The 17,399-nt window shown below is 57.1% G+C and carries 15 protein-coding genes; 6 read left to right on the plus strand and 9 right to left on the minus strand.

All coding sequences use genetic code 11. The annotated features are described in order from the left end of the window. Positions 1 to 669 (plus strand): exodeoxyribonuclease X, encoded by a 669-nt coding sequence (exoX, locus tag AC2CF9_RS03355; protein ID WP_484556247.1) that lies wholly within the window; start codon positions 1 to 3, stop codon positions 667 to 669. Here exoX and AC2CF9_RS03360 read toward each other — a convergent pair. Together AC2CF9_RS03360 and AC2CF9_RS03365 are read right to left on the minus strand one after the other, a co-directional pair. Next, a complete protein-coding gene (locus tag AC2CF9_RS03360) occupies positions 663 to 2,726 on the minus strand; it encodes a prolyl oligopeptidase family serine peptidase (protein ID WP_484556248.1) in 2,064 nt (687 codons plus the stop codon). The two genes, exoX and AC2CF9_RS03360, sit on opposite strands and share 7 nt — an antisense overlap. A 95-nt stretch (positions 2,727 to 2,821) precedes the next feature. After that, complete coding sequence (locus tag AC2CF9_RS03365; RefSeq protein ID WP_484556249.1) at positions 2,822 to 3,457, minus strand: tellurite resistance TerB family protein; 636 nt, start codon at positions 3,455 to 3,457, stop codon at positions 2,822 to 2,824. Positions 3,458 to 3,619: 162 nt separating this feature from the next. On the opposite strand from AC2CF9_RS03365, the gene purT reads away from it, so the two are divergent. Next, positions 3,620 to 4,798 (plus strand): formate-dependent phosphoribosylglycinamide formyltransferase, encoded by a 1,179-nt coding sequence (gene purT, locus AC2CF9_RS03370; RefSeq protein WP_150016302.1) that lies wholly within the window; start codon positions 3,620 to 3,622, stop codon positions 4,796 to 4,798. A 50-nt stretch (positions 4,799 to 4,848) separates the two neighbouring features. On the opposite strand, the gene AC2CF9_RS03375 is transcribed toward purT, so the two are convergent. Next, positions 4,849 to 5,487 carry a bifunctional 4-hydroxy-2-oxoglutarate aldolase/2-dehydro-3-deoxy-phosphogluconate aldolase gene (locus tag AC2CF9_RS03375; protein WP_484556250.1) on the minus strand — a complete coding sequence of 213 codons (639 nt, stop codon included), beginning with the start codon at positions 5,485 to 5,487 and terminating at the stop codon, positions 4,849 to 4,851. A gap of 215 nt (positions 5,488 to 5,702) precedes the next feature. Then, a complete protein-coding gene (gene zwf / locus AC2CF9_RS03380) occupies positions 5,703 to 7,181 on the minus strand; it encodes a glucose-6-phosphate dehydrogenase (protein ID WP_150016304.1) in 1,479 nt (492 codons plus the stop codon). A 610-nt stretch (positions 7,182 to 7,791) separates the two neighbouring features. On the opposite strand from zwf, the gene pyk reads away from it, so the two are divergent. Together pyk and AC2CF9_RS03390 are read left to right on the plus strand one after the other, a co-directional pair. Then, on the plus strand, positions 7,792 to 9,267 hold the full coding sequence (gene pyk / locus AC2CF9_RS03385) for a pyruvate kinase (protein WP_052246499.1): 1,476 nt from the start codon (positions 7,792 to 7,794) through the stop codon (positions 9,265 to 9,267). Positions 9,268 to 9,357: 90 nt separating this feature from the next. Next, on the plus strand, positions 9,358 to 10,593 hold the full coding sequence (locus AC2CF9_RS03390) for an MFS transporter (protein WP_150016305.1): 1,236 nt from the start codon (positions 9,358 to 9,360) through the stop codon (positions 10,591 to 10,593). Positions 10,594 to 10,638: 45 nt separating this feature from the next. On the opposite strand, the gene lpxM is transcribed toward AC2CF9_RS03390, so the two are convergent. The 3 genes from lpxM to znuA form a co-directional block, all read right to left on the minus strand. After that, positions 10,639 to 11,613 carry a lauroyl-Kdo(2)-lipid IV(A) myristoyltransferase gene (lpxM, locus tag AC2CF9_RS03395; RefSeq protein ID WP_150016306.1) on the minus strand — a complete coding sequence of 325 codons (975 nt, stop codon included), beginning with the start codon at positions 11,611 to 11,613 and terminating at the stop codon, positions 10,639 to 10,641. A gap of 125 nt (positions 11,614 to 11,738) precedes the next feature. Further along, positions 11,739 to 13,064: a murein DD-endopeptidase MepM gene (gene mepM / locus AC2CF9_RS03400; RefSeq protein WP_150016307.1), complete on the minus strand. Its 1,326-nt coding sequence runs from the start codon at positions 13,062 to 13,064 to the stop codon at positions 11,739 to 11,741. A 14-nt stretch (positions 13,065 to 13,078) separates the two neighbouring features. Next, entirely contained in the window at positions 13,079 to 14,038 is a 960-nt protein-coding gene (gene znuA, locus AC2CF9_RS03405) for a zinc ABC transporter substrate-binding protein ZnuA (protein WP_484556251.1), read from the minus strand. 77 nt (positions 14,039 to 14,115) lie between these two features. Between znuA and znuC the strand changes: the two genes are divergently transcribed. Together znuC and znuB are read left to right on the plus strand one after the other, a co-directional pair. After that, a complete protein-coding gene (gene znuC / locus AC2CF9_RS03410) occupies positions 14,116 to 14,871 on the plus strand; it encodes a zinc ABC transporter ATP-binding protein ZnuC (RefSeq protein WP_039385977.1) in 756 nt (251 codons plus the stop codon). Continuing rightward, entirely contained in the window at positions 14,868 to 15,653 is a 786-nt protein-coding gene (znuB, locus tag AC2CF9_RS03415) for a zinc ABC transporter permease subunit ZnuB (RefSeq protein WP_094111065.1), read from the plus strand. Before znuC ends, znuB begins: the two co-directional genes overlap by 4 nt. A 68-nt stretch (positions 15,654 to 15,721) precedes the next feature. Here the strand turns inward: znuB and ruvB are convergent, their stop codons facing one another. Together ruvB and ruvA are read right to left on the minus strand one after the other, a co-directional pair. Then, positions 15,722 to 16,726: a Holliday junction branch migration DNA helicase RuvB gene (gene ruvB / locus AC2CF9_RS03420; RefSeq protein ID WP_065649104.1), complete on the minus strand. Its 1,005-nt coding sequence runs from the start codon at positions 16,724 to 16,726 to the stop codon at positions 15,722 to 15,724. Positions 16,727 to 16,734: 8 nt separating this feature from the next. Continuing rightward, positions 16,735 to 17,349, minus strand: a complete 615-nt coding sequence (gene ruvA, locus AC2CF9_RS03425) for a Holliday junction branch migration protein RuvA (RefSeq protein ID WP_071668889.1) — start codon at positions 17,347 to 17,349, stop codon at positions 16,735 to 16,737. Positions 17,350 to 17,399 lie beyond the last annotated feature (50 nt).

Raw genomic sequence — 17,399 nt, forward strand, 5'->3', positions numbered from 1 at the left:
ATGTTACGCGTGATAGATACAGAAACCTGCGGCCTGCAGGGCGGCGTGGTAGAGATCGCCTCCGTGGATGTTATTGACGGGCAGATTGTCAATCCGATGAGCAATCTGGTCTGCCCGGATCGCCCTATCAGCCGCCAGGCGATGATGGTGCACCGCATTACAGAAGCGATGGTGGCGGATAACCCCCCGATAGAAGCGATCATCAGCCGCTATCACGGCAGCCCGCACTATGTGGCACACAACGCCAGCTTTGACCGCCGCATGCTGCCCGCCATGCCGGGCGAATGGATCTGCACCATGACGCTGGCGCGCAAACTGTGGCCCGGCATTAAATATGGTAATCAGGCGCTGCGGCACAGCCTGAAACTTGAGGTGACGCCGCCTGCAGACCTGCATGCACACCGCGCGCTTTATGACTGCTACGTCACTGCCGCCCTGCTGATCCGTATTATGGAGATCTCCGGCTGGAGTCCGGCAGAGATGGTAAGCCAGACTGAACCGGCTGCGCTCTCCGGAGATACCTTCCCGTTTGGCAAATATCGCGGACAGAGTATCAGCGCTATTGCGCGCCGCGATCCGGGTTATCTGCGCTGGGTACTGGACAATGTCCGCGATCTGCGCCCGCCGCTGCGGCAGGCGCTGCGTAAATATGTCAAAGACGATCAGTAATCTACCCGATCCGGCAGGCTGCCCTGCGCCAGAGCAATCAGGAAGGTAAATTCCTGCGCAACGCCCTCATAGGATTTAAAGCGTCCCGACTTACCGCCGTGGCCGGAGTCCATGTCGGTACAGAGCAGCAGCAGCGCGTCACTGGTTTTATATTCGCGCAGCTTTGCCACCCACTTGGCGGGCTCCCAGTACTGCACCTGTGAATCGTGCAGTCCCGTGGTGATGAGCAGATGCGGATACGCCTGCGCGGTCACATTATCATAGGGACTGTAACGGCTGATGTAGTGATAGGCGTCGGGCTGTTCCGGATTGCCCCACTCATCATACTCGCCGGTGGTTAACGGGATAGTGGGATCGAGCATAGTTGTCACCACATCCACAAACGGCACCTGCGCTACCACGCCGTGAAACAGAGTCGGTGCCATGTTGACAACCGCGCCCATCAGCAGCCCGCCAGCGCTACCGCCCATGGCGTAAAGACGCTGCGGATCGCCATAGCCTTTGGCCACCAGCCCCTGCGTCACGTCGATGAAATCGGTGAAGCTGTTCATCTTATGCATCAGACGGCCGCTGTCATACCACTGCTGGCCCAGCTCGCCCCCTCCGCGCACGTGCACAATGGCATAGATAAAACCGCGCTGCAGCAGGCTGACGCGGCTGGCGCTAAAGTTCGCCTCCATTGTGCTGCCGTAGGCGCCATAACCATAAACCAGCAGCGGATTTTTACCGCGCTGAAAATATTTCCGATGATAAACCAGCGACACCGGCACTTCGGTACCGTCGCGCGTTTTGATCCACTGGTGCTCACTTTTATACTCATCCGGATCAAAGCCGGGTATCGGCGTCTGTTTGAGTATGCGCCGCTCCCCGGTCTCCATATTCAGTTCAAACAGCGTATCGGGCGTGGTCATTGAGGAGTAGCCGTAGCGCAGCGTATCGCTTTCCGGCGTGGGGTTAAACGCCAGCCAGGTCACATAGGCGGGATCGTCAAACGCAATACCATAGCTCTCGCCGCTGGCGCGGTTAATCTGTCGCAACGTACTGACGCCGCGCTGGCGCTCCTCCACCACCAGCCAGCTGCGAAACAGCTGGAAATCCTCCAGAACCACGTGCTCGCGCGCCGGTATCAGCGTCTCCCAGCGCTGCTCCGCCAGCCAGGCGCTGCGGTAGAGACCGAAATTCTTGCCGTCGCGGTTCGAGCGGATATAAAAATTGTGGTTATAGTGGTCGATGCTGTATTCGTGATCGCGCCGGCGCGGGCAGAATACCTGCGGCTGTGCGTCAGGATACTCCGCGTCCAGCAGCAGGATCTCACTGGTGGTGGTGCTGAAGAGCGCAATTAGAATAAAGTGTTCTGACGTGGTTTTATGCACGCTAAGATGAAAGCTCTCATCTTTCTCTTCATACACCAGCTGGTCATCACTCTGCGGATGGCCCAGTTCATGGCGCCATATCTGATACGCCAGCAGCGTTTTCGGATGTTTGCGCACATAGTAAAGCGTACGCGAGTCGTTTGCCCAGGCTACGCTGGATGAGGCGTTATGTAATACTTCAGGATACCAGCTGCCGCTCTGCAGGTTACGAAAGCGAATACCATACTGACGGCGCGATAAAAAATCTTCCGCCAGTGCCATAACCTGATTGTCCGGGCTGATATCAAGCGCTCCCATGGTGTAGAAGTCGCTGTGCGCAGCGCGCCTGTTGCCGTCAAGCAGCAGCTGCCAGGGTGCGTCCGCTCCCCCCTCAACCGGCTGACGATAAAACGCTGCATATTCGTTACCGGCCTCATAGCGGCGCTGATAGCGAAAGCCGTTTTTGGTATAGGGCACGGAATAGTCCTGACCCGGAATACGATCGACAATCTCTTTCAGCACCTTCTCCTGCAGTGCATTCTGCGACGCCATCATCGCCCTGCCGTAGCGGTTCTCCTCCTGCAGATAGGCGAGCACGCCGGGGTCTTCACGATCGTCGTCGCGCAGCCAGAAGTAATCATCGGTGCGCGTATCGCCATGCAACGTCATGACATGCGGAACTTTTTTTGCCTGCGGCTGTTTCATAACGCGGTTTCTCCCGGAGAAATCGTTTTATGCAAGCGTGGCACCAATCAGGCGGGAATGCCAGAACTGCCGCAGGCGCAGCTGTTTCCGACCTCTCAGCCAGCAGATTCTGCGGCGATGTCTCGCTGGATCCCGTCACGCACATCCTGCGGAATATTCAGCGCATCGCCCAGCGCGGTGAGATAACTGCGCTCCATAAAGTGGTCGATATCGACAGCTGCACAGCTGAGCACATAGAGTTCCAGCGCCTCCTCTTCATTTTTTACCCCGGCCGCAAGCCACTGCGGATCGAGCGGACGCGCCATCGCCTGCTTAATCAGGCTTTCCGCCTGTGCGCCATAGCCCGCCTGCTGAATATGTTTCTCAATTGCAGCCTGTTCAGCCTCATCAATATGACCATCACTTTTAGCCGCAAATACCAGCGCAGCGATCAATCGTTCTGCGCGCTGATCGGGCGGTGTCTGCTGCCCGTCAGTACCGGATGCAGGCTGATACGCGGTGCGGAGACGATCTTTATATTTATTCCATAACAGCGCACCGGCTGCCGCACCGCCGCCCAGCAGCAGCGCCTTGCCGCCAAATTTTGTCAGCAGCTTACGTGACGATTTGCTGCCCGCCAGCACGCCTGCCAGCCCGCCCAATGCTCCGGGTCCCAGGAGGTCACCCAACCCGGAAGTGCCGTGCTTTTTCTTTGCCAGAATCGTCTGAAGCTGCTGCAGCCACTGATTCATTGTTTAACTCCCGTTTACGTTAGCCCGCTTTATCCTGGCGCAACCTGCGTCAGAAAATGTCAGAACGGGCAAAGTACGGAAAATCTTTACGGGCATAAAACGTGAGCGCGCAAACGTTTTCGTATATACTGCCGGCGCTTTTTGACTGCTAAGGTGACAGGTATGACAACTCTCGGAACGGCACTGCGACCCGGTGCCACGCGCGTTATGCTGCTGGGCTCAGGCGAGCTGGGTAAAGAGGTCGCGCTGGAGTGCCAGCGTTTAGGGGTGGAAGTGATCGCCGTCGATCGCTATGCGGATGCTCCGGCAATGCAGGTTGCGCATCGCAGCCACGTAATCAATATGCTGGATGGCGAAGCGCTGGCTGCACTGATCGCCCGTGAACAGCCGCACTTTGTGGTGCCGGAGATTGAGGCGATTGCCACCGATACGCTGGTTGAGCTTGAAGCCCGGGGGCAGAAAGTGGTGCCGACCGCACGCGCCGCACGCCTGACCATGAACCGGGAGGGGATCCGACGTCTGGCCGCTGAAGAACTGAACCTGCCCACCTCACGCTATCAGTTTGCCGACAGCCAGGCGCACTTTTTTGCCGCAGCGGAAGCGATAGGATTTCCCTGCATCGTTAAGCCGGTGATGAGTTCGTCCGGCAAAGGTCAGAGCTTTATTCGCAGCGCGGACGCACTGCAGCAGGCGTGGGAGTATGCCCAGCAGGGTGGCCGCGCTGGTGCCGGCCGGGTGATTGTTGAAGGCGTGGTCAGATTCGATTTCGAAATTACGCTGCTGACGGTCAGCGCCGTTGACGGCATCCACTTCTGCGCCCCGATCGGCCATCGCCAGGAGGAGGGCGATTATCGCGAATCCTGGCAGCCACAGCAGATGAGCGCCGCTGCCCTCGCACGGGCGCAGGAGATTGCGGCCAGCGTGGTAAACGCGCTGGGTGGATATGGCCTGTTTGGCGTTGAGCTGTTCGTTTGCGGTGATGAGGTCGTGTTCAGCGAAGTGTCGCCGCGTCCGCATGATACCGGGATGGTGACGCTGATTTCTCAGGATCTCTCTGAGTTCGCTCTGCACGTGCGGGCGTTTCTCGGCCTGCCGATTGGCGCTATTCGCCAGTATGGTCCGGCGGCGTCAGCCGTGATCCTGCCGCAGCTGGAGAGTCAGGATGTGCGCTTTGCACACGTTGATGCCGCGCTGGGCGCGGGCCTGCAGCTGCGCCTGTTTGGTAAACCGGAGATCAGCGGACAGCGTCGCCTGGGCGTCGCGCTGGCAACCGGAGAGAGCACGGAAGAGGCGGTGGCGCGCGCCGTCGCCAGCGCAGCCGCGATAACTGCCGAAGGCTGACAGCGCTGGCAGCAGGCCATACGCCTGCTGCCAGATATCAGCTTCCTGAGCTACCGCGCGCCCGCTATCGCCTCACGCGCCAGCTGCGTAATCCGCTCCCAGTCCCCCTGCTGCAGCGACTCATCCGGCACCAGCCACGAGCCGCCAATGCACAGCACGCTTTTCAGCGCCAGATAGTCACGATAGTTTGCCGGTGAAATGCCGCCGGTCGGGCAAAACCGTACCTGCGGAAAAGGTCCGGCAAGCGCGGAAAGCGCCTTTACGCCGCCGCTGGCTTCAGCCGGAAAGAATTTGAATTCGCGCAAGCCATGATCCATACCCATCATCAGCTCTGATACGGTGCTGACCCCCGGGATCAGCGGTACCGGCCCCTCTGTTGCTGCCCGGAGCAGCGATTCCGTTAGTCCCGGACTTATCACAAACTGTGCGCCTGCATCCGTAACCTCTTTCAGCTGCTGCGTATTAATAACCGTACCGGCGCCCACAATCGCTTCCGGCACCTCACGAATAATGGCGCGCAGCGCATCCATCGCAACCGGCGTACGCAGCGTTACCTCCAGCACCCGGATACCGCCTGCGACCAGCGCTTTTGCCATCGGCACAGCGTGCTCAGGCTGCTTCACCACAATGACCGGCACGACCGGTCCGGTGCTCAGCACCTGCTCTGCACTTATCTTCCAGTTCTTCATGAGGTTTCCCTGGTCACCGCAGCCCCGACGGCTGCGTTCTCATCATTAGCGCTTTACCATACAAGATAAAACGGCTTTGCGTCTATGCAGCACCACGTGACGATGCTGCTGTGGACTCTCTCTGCTATGAGCGTTGCCGCACGCGGCGCAAAAAAATACCCCTGCATGGCAGAGGTATTGGCTGAGTTTGAATAGCGCATCCGTACGACGGGCGATTACTCGCTAAATTCGTTCCATGAACGGCCGTCGCGGGTGATCATCGCAACGGAAGCCACCGGGCCCCAGGTACCCGCCTGATACGGTTTAGAGGCGTCGCCATCCGCATTCCAGGCCTCGATAATCGAATCCACCCAGCTCCATGCTGCTTCTACCTCATCGCGACGGACAAACAGCGCCTGAATGCCGCGCATCGATTCCAGCAGCAGACGCTCATAGGCATCCGCCAGATGTGACTGGTTAAAGGTTTCTGAATAGCTGAGATCCAGCTTGGTGGTCTGCAGCTTATGCTTGTGATCCAGCCCCGGCACCTTGTTAAGGATCTCGATATCCACACCTTCATCCGGCTGCAGACGAATAGTGAGTTTGTTCTGCGGCAGTTCAGAGTAGGAGTCTTTGAACAGGTTCATCTCCGGGTTCTTGAAGTAGACGACGACCTCAGAGCATTTAGAAGGCAGACGTTTGCCGGTGCGCAGATAGAAAGGTACGCCCGCCCAGCGCCAGTTATCGATATCAACGCGAATAGCCACGAAAGTCTCGGTTGCGCTCTGCTTGTTAGCGCCCTCCTCTTCCAGGTAGCCCGGTACTTTTTTACCCTGTACAAATCCTGCCGTGTACTGTCCGCGTACGGTTTTTTCACGCACGTTGGTTTGATCGATCCGGCGCAGTGAACGCAGTACTTTTACTTTCTCATCGCGGATTGCATCTGCACTGAGATCGGAGGGCGGTGACATAGCAATCATGGTCAGCACCTGCAGCAGGTGATTCTGAATCATGTCGCGCATCTGGCCCGCTTTATCAAAATAACCCCAGCGGCCTTCAATCCCCACCTCTTCTGCCACGGTGATCTGCACGTGGTCGATGGTGCGGTTGTCCCAGTTATTCACAAAGATTGAGTTAGCAAAGCGCAGCGCCAGCAGATTCAGCACCGTCTCTTTGCCCAGATAATGGTCAATACGGAATACCTGGCTCTCGTCAAAGAATTTACCCACGCTGTCGTTGATTTCACGCGAGGTTTCCAGCGAGGTACCCAGCGGCTTTTCCATTACCACGCGGGCAGGTTTTGCGTTCAGCTTCGCTGCGCCAAGCCCTTCACAAATGGCACCGAACGTGCTCGGTGGCATGGCGAAGTAGTTAATGGTTACGCGCTCTTTTTGGTCGAGCATTTTACCCAGTTTGGTGAAATGCGTCGTATCGTTCACATCGAGGTTGCAGAAGTCGAGACGGCCGCTGAGCTTATCCCACAGCGCTTCATCAATCTTCTCTTTCATGAAGGTTTCCAGCGCCTCGCGTACCACTTTGGTGTAAGCCGCTTTATCCCACTCTGCACGTCCTACTCCGATAATACGGGTGGTATCGTGGATCTGACCAGCTTTCTCCAGCTGATACAGCGAAGGCAACAGTTTACGGCGTGCAAGATCGCCTTTGGCACCGAAAATCACCAGATCGCATGCCTGGGCTGTTTGTGTTACCGCCATTTTCCTCTCCTCGTTGCAGGATCTCCCGGATGTGCATCCTCACCATCCTGGACCTTTATTGTCATGTTCTTACGGCACAATGTACTTTTTTCGCCGCGCCAGGACAAGCGAGCGTCCCGCTGTTCATGGCGACATTGCGTAACCGGCAAACTGGCGTCCCTTTACCAGGGTTGACGTCAGTCGTTACAGACGGGGGCTGCAGAAGTATGACAAAGAATTCACCCTCACATTTATCTGCCGCTGCGCGTATGCGTGCTTCGCAGAATCTATTTTTACTAAACTGTCCTGATGTAAGCGCTTTCATGCCAGAGTGATGCCGTTCAGGCGCATTTTTGCTCTGCTGTGCTATCGCTCATGCTAAAACTGCGAAAGGAAAACCAGGTTCCTCTGCGCCGCGTTTTAGCGAGGTGAATCACTCCGGACTTTGTCTGAGCAGACCCATCTTAACAGGGTAAGACATTTGGTGTACCTTAGGTGTAAGCGTTTACCTGGCGTTAATACTTCAAGCCCTTTTGCGTCACCATCCCGAAAGCAGTATCAATAGCCAAACAGAGACACGCGCATTGTAAATTTAATGCCAATCAATCAGATAGAATAAAAGGATCACCGAATGACCAGCCCTACAGCTTTCATCTCAAAATCCCCGTCACGTCGTCTCAGAAGAACCAAGATTGTTACCACCCTCGGCCCGGCTACCGACCGCGACAATAACCTTGAAAAAATCATCGCGGCAGGCGCTAACGTAGTACGCCTTAATTTCTCCCACGGCACGCCCGAAGATCACCAGCAGCGCGCCGATCGCGTGCGTCAGATAGCCGCCAAGCTGGGGCGTCACGTTGCTATTCTCGGCGACCTGCAGGGGCCAAAAATCCGCGTTTCTACGTTTAAAGAAGGGAAAGTATTTCTCAGCGTCGGCGATCGTTTTCTGCTTGATGCGAACCTGAGCAAAGGTGAAGGCGACAAAGAAAAAGTCGGCATCGATTACAAAGGATTGCCGGAAGATGTCGTCCCGGGCGACATTCTGCTGCTTGATGATGGTCGCGTACAGCTGAAGGTACTGGAGGTGCAGGATGTAAAAGTCTTCACTGAAGTTACCGTCGGCGGGCCGCTCTCTAATAATAAAGGTATCAACAAGCTGGGCGGTGGCCTGTCTGCTGAAGCGCTGACCGAAAAAGATAAGCTGGATATCGTGACGGCGGCAAAAATCGGCGTTGATTATCTGGCGGTGTCATTCCCGCGCAATGGCGAAGATATGAACTACGCCCGTCGTCTGGCTCGCGACGCCGGCTGTGATGCAAAGCTGGTGGCAAAAGTGGAGCGCGCAGAAGCGGTTGCGACACAGGAAGCAATGGATGATATTATCCTCGCGTCTGACGTCGTCATGGTGGCGCGCGGCGATCTGGGCGTTGAAATCGGCGATCCGGAACTGGTGGGTATTCAGAAAGCGCTGATCCGTCGCGCCCGTCAGCTGAACCGCACCATCATTACCGCCACGCAGATGATGGAGTCGATGATCACCAATCCCATGCCAACCCGTGCGGAAGTGATGGATGTGGCCAACGCCGTGCTGGATGGTACTGACGCCGTGATGCTGTCAGCGGAAACCGCAGCCGGGCAATATCCGGCGGAAACCGTTTCTGCGATGGCGAAAGTCTGCCTCGGCGCTGAAAAGATCCCAAGCGTAAACGTCTCCAAACATCGCCTGGACGTACAGTTTGATAACGTCGAAGAAGCGATCGCGATGTCAGCTATGTATGCGGCAAACCATCTGCAGGGTGTTTCTGCCATTATTACCATGACCGAATCAGGCCGTACCGCGCTGATGACGTCGCGTATCACGTCAGGTCTGCCGATTTTTGCGATGTCGCGCCATGAGCGGACGCTGAACCTGACCGCTCTCTACCGCGGCGTGACGCCGGTCTATTTTGACAGCAACAACGACGGTGTGGCTGCCGCCCACGACGCGGTAAATCTGCTGCGCGATAAAGGTTTCCTCGTCTCAGGCGACCTGGTGATTGTCACCCAGGGTGATGTGATGGGCGCAACCGGTACCACCAACACCAGCCGCGTGCTGCGCGTCGACTAATCCCGACGCGTTACGCGTAGCGGCTGTAAAAATGGACAAACGCGACTGCTCTGGCGGTCGCGTTTTATTTTGCATTTTCAGGGAGGCTTGATGGCCCGCTACCAACCTATTGCCCGGTTAACCGGACGCACGCTGCTGTTTCCACTGGCGCTGGTTCTGTTTGAATTCGCTACTTATATTGCTCATGACATGATCCAGCCCGGCATGCTGCTGGTCACGCAGGAGTTTGCAGTCGGCCCGCAGTGGGTCTCCACCTCTCTGACTGCCTATCTGATGGGCGGCGTGGTGCTGCAGTGGCTACTGGGTCCGCTATCGGATAAGTATGGCCGGCGTCCGGTGCTGCTCTCCGGCATCCTGTTTTTTGTGCTCGCCTGCATCCTCACCACCTGGGTCAGCACGATTGAGCAGTTTGTCACGCTGCGCTTTATTCAGGGTATCAGCCTCTGTTTTATTGGCGCCGTCAGCTATGCAGCGGTACAGGAAGCGTTTGAAGAGGCGCTTGCGGTGCGGGTCATGGCCCTGATGGCGAATGTGGCGCTGCTGGCGCCGCTGGCCGGTCCGCTGGCAGGGGCGGCATGGCTCACCGCAGGCAGCTGGCGCAGTATGTTCTGGCTGTTTGCGATCTGCAGCGTGATAGCGTTTATTTTGCTGTGGCGCATTATGCCGGAAACGGCAGGCGATCGCAGTCGCTCCGTGGCGCTGCCGGTACTGGCGCGCGGCTATGGCCGTCTGGCACGCGATAAACAGGTGATGTACGGTTCCTTTGCTATTGGCCTGGTGTTTATTCCCATTCTGACGTGGGTGGCGCTGTCGCCGGTGATCCTGATGCACGATGAGGGCCTGTCGCGCATGCACTACGCCCTGCTCCAGCTGCCGGTATTTCTGGCTATGATTGCCGGCAATCTGACGCTGGGCAAGCTGGCGGGTCGCGTACCGATTGAACAGCCGGTAAAACTGGCCGCCTGGCCCATCTTAACCGGACTCGGCATAGCGCTGATTGCCAACCTGATGAACAGCCATACTTATCTGCTGTTGACCGCGGGACTCAGTCTCTACGCGTTCGGCGCTGGCATGGTGAATGCCGGTCTCTATCGCCTGACGCTTTACGCCAGCAGTGAAGGCAAAGGCAGTATTGCCGCCATGCTGGGAATGATCAGTATCCTGACGCTGGCGGCGGGCATTGAGCTGGCTAAGGCGGGCTATTTTCACGGCGGGACGCCGTGGTTCAGTACGCTGAATTTTGCTGCGGGTCTGCTCTGGTTTGCGCTGGTTACGCTGTTTCTGCGTGAGCGCAGGCGCCTGAGCAGGGTTGAAGAGGTCGTATAAATGCGCGCTACCGCTACGCGCTGTGCATAGCGGCAGCATACTGAACTACTTACGCGGATAGAGATCTTTACGCCGGTAAGGCTCGATATCCCCTTCTTTACGCGTTTTCAGCAGCTTCAGGATCCAGGTATATTGCTCCGGATGCGGCCGCACAAAAATCTCCACTTCTTCATTCATCCGGCGTGCCAGCGTGGTGTCATCCGCATCCACCAGATCGTCCATCGGCGGCCGCACGTAGATCTCCAGACGGTGCGTTTTACTGTTGTATACCGGAAACAGCGGCACTACCCGCGCCCGGCAGACTTTCATCAGTCGTCCTACTGCCGGCAGCGTCGCTTTATAGGTTGCAAAGAAATCGACAAACTCGCTGTGCTCAGCACCGTGATCCTGATCCGGCAGATAGTAGCCATAGTAGCCCTGACGTACTGAGGCGATAAAGGGCTTAATCCCGTCGTTGCGCGCATGCATACGGCCACCAAACCGGCGGCGTACGGTGTTCCACAGATAATCCATCAGCGGATCGCTCTGATTGTGAAACATCGCTGCCATCATCTGCCCTTCCGACGCCAGCAGCATGGCGGGAATATCCACGCCCCAGCCGTGCGGCACCAGGAAGATCACATTCTCATTGTTATTCTGTAAGTCAGTAATAATTTCACGGCCGTGCCACTCTACCCGCTGACGCACCCGCTCCGGGTTGCGCATACCGAGTTCTGCCATCATTGCCATCGCCTGCGGCGCGGTAGCAAACATGCGGTCAGCAATCTCTTCGCGCTGCGCTTCACTCAGTTCCGGCAAGCAGTAATAGAGATTGATCAGCGCACGACGTCGCGCACTTTTTGCCAGCTTACCGGCAAAGGTGCCTAAGCTACCCAGTACCGGATCGCGCAGGCGTGGCGGCAGCATTGCCATGCCCGCCAGCGCACCAACCGCCAGCCAGCTTCCCCAGTATTTAGGTTTTAAAAAAGAACGTTGAAAAACGGGAATAAACTCGCTGTTATTTTTTTTTCGGGTTTCCATGCACTCGCCTCTGACAATGACGGCTCAATAATAGTGACGGCAGCTATTTTTGCAATCTTCACGCGCCTGAAAGCAAAAAACCGACGAATTAATCGTCGGTTTTTCGTTTATTTGCCGCCGGGCTTTTAGAACGCCAGCTGCGGCAGCCAGGTTTTCACCTGCGCAAGGTAGGTGCTGCGATCTTTCCCGGTCAGCCCTTCCATACGCGGCATTTTCGCCGTCAGCGGGTTAACAGCCTGATTATTAATCCACACTTCGTAATGCAGGTGAGGACCGGTTGAGCGCCCGGTATTACCCGAGAGCGCGATGCGATCGCCGCGTTTAACTTTCTGCCCCGGCTTAACCAGCGCACGGCTCAGGTGCATATAGCGCGTCATATACTGACGGCCGTGACGAATCGCCACGTAGTTGCCCGCAGCCCCGCCGTTTTTAGCCACCACCACTTCGCCATCGCCGACGGCCAGCACCGGCGTCCCCACCGGCAGCGCAAAGTCGACGCCTTTATGCGGTGAGATGCGCCCGGTTACCGGGTTAAGGCGGCGCGGGTTAAAGTTTGACGAGACGCGATACTGCTTAACCGTTGGAAAGCGCATAAAGCCCCGCGCCAGACCCGAACCGCTGCGATCGTAAAACTTGCCATCTTCCGCGCGGAAAGCGTAGTAATCTTTGCCGCCGCTGCGCACGCGCACGCCCAGCAGCTGGCTCTGGGCACTTTTGCCATCCAGCATCTCGCGCGACATCAGCACGCTGAACTCATCGCCCGAACGCAGTTTGCGGAAATCCATCTGCCACTGCATCGCTTTGATGACGTTGCTGGTTTCAGCGCTGCTCAGACCGGCACGCTGCGCACTGGCAGCAAAGCTGCCGCGCACTTCCCCTTTCAGCACGCTATTTTGCCATTCGCCTTTCTGCATCTCCTGCTGCATGCTGAAGCTGCCATTTGGCTGGCGCGCATAGGTACGGGTTTCACGGCGGTTAATTTCCCAGCTAAACGCCTGCAGCTGCCCTTCTGCATCCAGCGTCCAGCTTAGCTGCTGGCCCACCTGCAGATTGCGCAGCGCTTTATCACTGGCCACCAGCGCATTGATGTCGCTGAGATCGATGCCATACTGATTCAGCGCGCTGCTTAATGTATCGCCAGATGAAATGGTGTAGTCATGCTGATCGGGATTGTCAGGCACATCTTTGTCGATGTCGTCCGCCGGCAAATCCTCTTCCGGTTCGGCCGTGGTTTGATCGATAGGCTCGCTGGCTTCCGGCAGCAGAGTGCGCAATGCGTTTTTATCCAGCGCAATCTCTTTGACAATCGGCGCAACGTCATGGGGATGATAGACATACGGCCGCCAGACAGCGACGGCCAGTGTGACAACGGTTAATGACCCCAGCATAACGCGGTGGGGGCGCGGCAAATTATTAAATGCGAGGGCGACAGAGCGGGCTATCTGCTGCACTTTTATCTTTTCCTCTATGCTCCATTCAGGCAGCTCGCATACTGGCTTGACAGCTGTGAGAGGAATTTCACATAACTGTCTTTGGTTAAGCTGATCCCCATGCCTAATGGATCCAGCGTGCCTTTGCGTACGCTGGTGCCACGTGACACGGCATCGATGACCGCCGGCCTGAATTGTGGCTCAGCAAAAACGCATACGGCTTTTTGCTCAACCAACTGTGTTCGTATTTGATGTAAACGCTGAGCGCCAGGCTGGATTTCAGGATTGACGGTAAAATGTCCCGCGGGGGACAAACCGTACTGTTTCTCAAAATAGCTATACGCGTCGTGAAAAACGAAATAACCCTTGTTCCGCACCGGCGCAAGCTGCGCGCCAATGTGTTTGTCCGTCTCGGCCAGTGCTGCTTCAAACTGCTGCAGATTGGCGTCAAGTTTGGCTTTGCTTTCGGGCATAAGTTCCAATAATTTTCCGTGGATTGCAACAGCGGATTCTTGTGCAATCTTCGGTGACATCCACAGGTGCATGTTATATTCACCATGATGATGGTGAGTATGAGAGGAGTCCTGATCTTCAGACTTATCTGAGGCGTGTCCTTCTGCGTGCTCATCCTCCTCTTCTCCGCCCCGAATCAGCTGAGATTTCACTGCCGGCAGCGCGGCAATTTCCAGGTTCTTGCTGGCGGGCAGAGCGGCGGCAGGTTTGGTCAGGAAAGCCTCCATTTCAGGCCCGATCCAGACAACTAAGTCCGCGTTTTTAATGCGTTTTACATCAGAAGGACGGAGTGAGTAATCGTGTTCCGAGGCGCCATCCGGCAGCAATACTTCAACCGGCGTAATGCCTTCTGAAATCGCCGCTGCGATAAATCCTAACGGTTTGATTGATGCGACGACCGCTGAGTGGGCCGGAAGCGCAAGCGCGGCTAAAACGGCGGTGGCAGAAAGGCTAAAAAACAGGCGCTGCTTATTGTGTAACATAATGCGTCATTCCATCGTGACAGGGTGATGGAATGTGATATTATAACATTCTAATTTCAATGCAACCCGTAAATTATATGTCTTCACTTGTTACACTTGACGATATTTCAGTGACCTTTGCTCAGCGCCGTGTGCTGGCTGGTATCTCGCTGACGCTTCAGCCTGGTAAGATTCTGACCCTGCTGGGCCCTAACGGCGCCGGCAAGTCAACGCTGGTGCGAACGGTTTTAGGTCTGCTGACGCCGGACCGCGGCAGCGTACAGCGCGCGCCGGGGCTGCGTATTGGCTACGTGCCGCAAAAATTGCATATTGATCCCACGCTGCCGGTTACCGTAGAACGCTTTATGCGTCTGACAGGCGGCAGCAGGCGTGCCGATATTCTGCCGGCGCTGAAGCGGGTACAGGCCGGGCATCTGCTGCAGGCGCCGCTGCAGAAACTCTCCGGTGGTGAAACGCAGCGCGTATTGCTGGCGCGCGCCCTGCTGAACCAGCCGCAGCTGCTGGTGCTGGACGAACCGACCCAGGGCGTTGATGTAAACGGTCAGGTGGCACTTTACGATTTGATCGATCAGCTGCGGCGCGAACTTAACTGCGGCGTGCTGATGGTTTCGCACGATCTGCATCTGGTGATGGCGAAAACCGACGAAGTGCTGTGCCTTAACCACCATATTTGCTGCTCCGGTACGCCGGAAGCGGTGTCACAGCATCCTGAGTTTATCGCCATGTTTGGTCCGCGCGGCGCGCAGCAGCTGGCCATTTACCGGCATCAGCACAACCATCGTCACGACTTACAGGGACGCATCGTTTTACGCAAAGGAAACAGCCCGTCATGATTGAATTATTACTTCCCGGCTGGCTCGGCGGCGCGCTGCTGGCGCTGGCGGCCGGACCGCTCGGCTCATTTGTGGTCTGGCGCCGCATGTCCTATTTTGGCGATACCCTGGCGCACGCCTCGCTGCTGGGCGTGGCTTTTGGCCTGCTGCTGAACGTTAACCCTTACTACGCGGTTATCCTGGTGACAATCTGTCTGGCGCTCGGCCTGGTATGGCTGGAACGTCGCCCGCATCTGGCCATTGATACGCTGTTAGGGATCATGGCGCACAGCGCGCTTTCGCTTGGTCTGGTCGTGGTCAGCCTGATGCAGGGGGTCCGCGTTGATCTTATGGCCTACCTGTTTGGTGACCTGCTGGCGATTACGCCAGACGATCTCTGGCTGATGGGCGGCGGCGTTGCCATTGTACTGGCGGTGATGGCGTGGCAGTGGCGCGCCCTGCTCTCTATGACTATCAGTCCGGAGCTGGCGCAGGTTGACGGCGTGAATATTCAGCGTACCCGGCTGATGCTGATGCTGGTGACCGCCCTGACGATTGGCGTTGCAATGAAGTTTGTCGGCGCGCTGATTATTACCTCGCTGCTGATTATCCCTGCCGCAACGGCGCGCCGCTTTTCGCGCTCTCCGGAACAGATGGCGGGCTGTGCAACGCTCGCCGGACTGATCGCCGTGACCGGTGGCCTGACGTTCTCCGCCACCTATGATACCCCTGCCGGCCCCTCCGTCGTGCTCTGCGCCGCCGTGCTGTTTATACTCAGCATGATAAAAAAACCGGCTGTCTGAGTTATCCGTTCAGCTATGCAAAACAGGCACCTGAGGTGCCCGTTTTTTGTCTGCCCGCGTGCTGTACACTACTCTTCACGCACGATATCAAAGTGCCGGTAAGCGTGCTGCGTTGCCATACGGCCGCGCGGCGTACGCTGAATAAACCCCTGCTGGATCAGGAAGGGCTCGATGACATCCTCGATCGTTTCGCGCTCTTCGCCTATTGCCGCCGCCAGGTTATCCAGCCCTACCGGGCCACCCATAAACTTATCGATAATCGCCAGCAGCAGCTTGCGGTCCATGTAATCAAAGCCCTGGGTATCGACATTCAGCATATCCAGCGCGCTGGCCGCCACGTCACCGCTCATATTGCCTGCGGCACGGACATCGGCAAAATCACGCACGCGGCGCAGCAGGCGATTGGCGATACGCGGGGTGCCGCGTGCGCGACGGGCCACTTCCAGCGCCCCCTCTTCACTCAGCGTCAGGCCGAGACAGGCCGCGCTGCGGCTGACAATGTGCTGCAGATCCGGCACGTTATAGAACTCAAGCCGCTGGACAATGCCGAAACGGTCACGCAGCGGTGAAGTCAGCGACCCGGCGCGCGTCGTCGCACCAATCAGGGTAAACGGCGGCAGATCAAGCTTGATTGAGCGGGCGGCCGGCCCTTCACCGATCATGATATCCAGCTGATAATCTTCCATCGCCGGATAGAGCACCTCTTCCACTACCGGGGAGAGACGGTGGATCTCATCAATAAACAGGACGTCGTGCGGTTCGAGATTGGTGAGCATCGCCGCCAGATCGCCCGCTTTCTCCAGCACCGGCCCTGACGTCGTGCGCAGATTGACGCCCATCTCATTCGCCACGATATTCGCCAGCGTGGTTTTTCCCAGCCCCGGCGGGCCGAAAATCAGCAAATGGTCAAGTGCATCGCCGCGCAGCTTTGCCGCCTGGATAAAGATCTCCATCTGTTCGCGCACCTGCGGCTGACCAACATACTCCGCGAGCAGCTTCGGGCGAATAGCGCGATCCAGGCTCTCTTCTTCATTATATGAACTGCCCGAGACCAGGCGATCGGCTTCAATCATGTGTTACCTCAGATAGCTGCACGCAGCGCTTCGCGGATCAGGGTCTCGCAGTCTGCGTCAGGTTTGCCCACTTTGCTGATCATGCGGCTGGCTTCCTGCGGTTTATATCCCAGCGCCACCAGCGCAGCAGCCGCTTCTGCTTCAGCGTCGTTGCTCTCCGGCGCGGCCGCTGGCGTTGTCAGCGTAAAGGCTGAGTCGCCGCCAAAGAGATCGCCATGCATGCCTTTAAAGCGATCTTTCATCTCAACCACCAGGCGCTCAGCGGTTTTTTTGCCGACACCCGGCAGCTTCACCAGCGAAGCGACCTCTTCACGCTCAACGGCGGTCACAAACTGCTGTGCTGACATGCCCGAAAGGATCGCCAGCGCCAGCTTGGGGCCAACGCCGTTGACTTTGATCAGCTCGCGAAAGAGCGCGCGCTCCTGTTTGCTGTTGAAACCAAACAGCAGCTGGGCATCTTCACGCACCACGAAATGGGTAAAAATGACCGCCTCCTGGGCGATCTCCGGCAGCTCGTAGAAGCAGGTCATTGGCATATGCACTTCATAACCGACGCCGTGCGCTTCAAGCAGCACCAGCGGCGGCTGTTTTTCCAGAATGTTGCCTCGTAAACGACCAATCACCTGAGCAATTCCTTAATCTGTGAGTAAGCGGTGCAGGGTATTCCCTGTGG

The organism is Pantoea sp. SYBGC1, assembly GCF_057197005.1.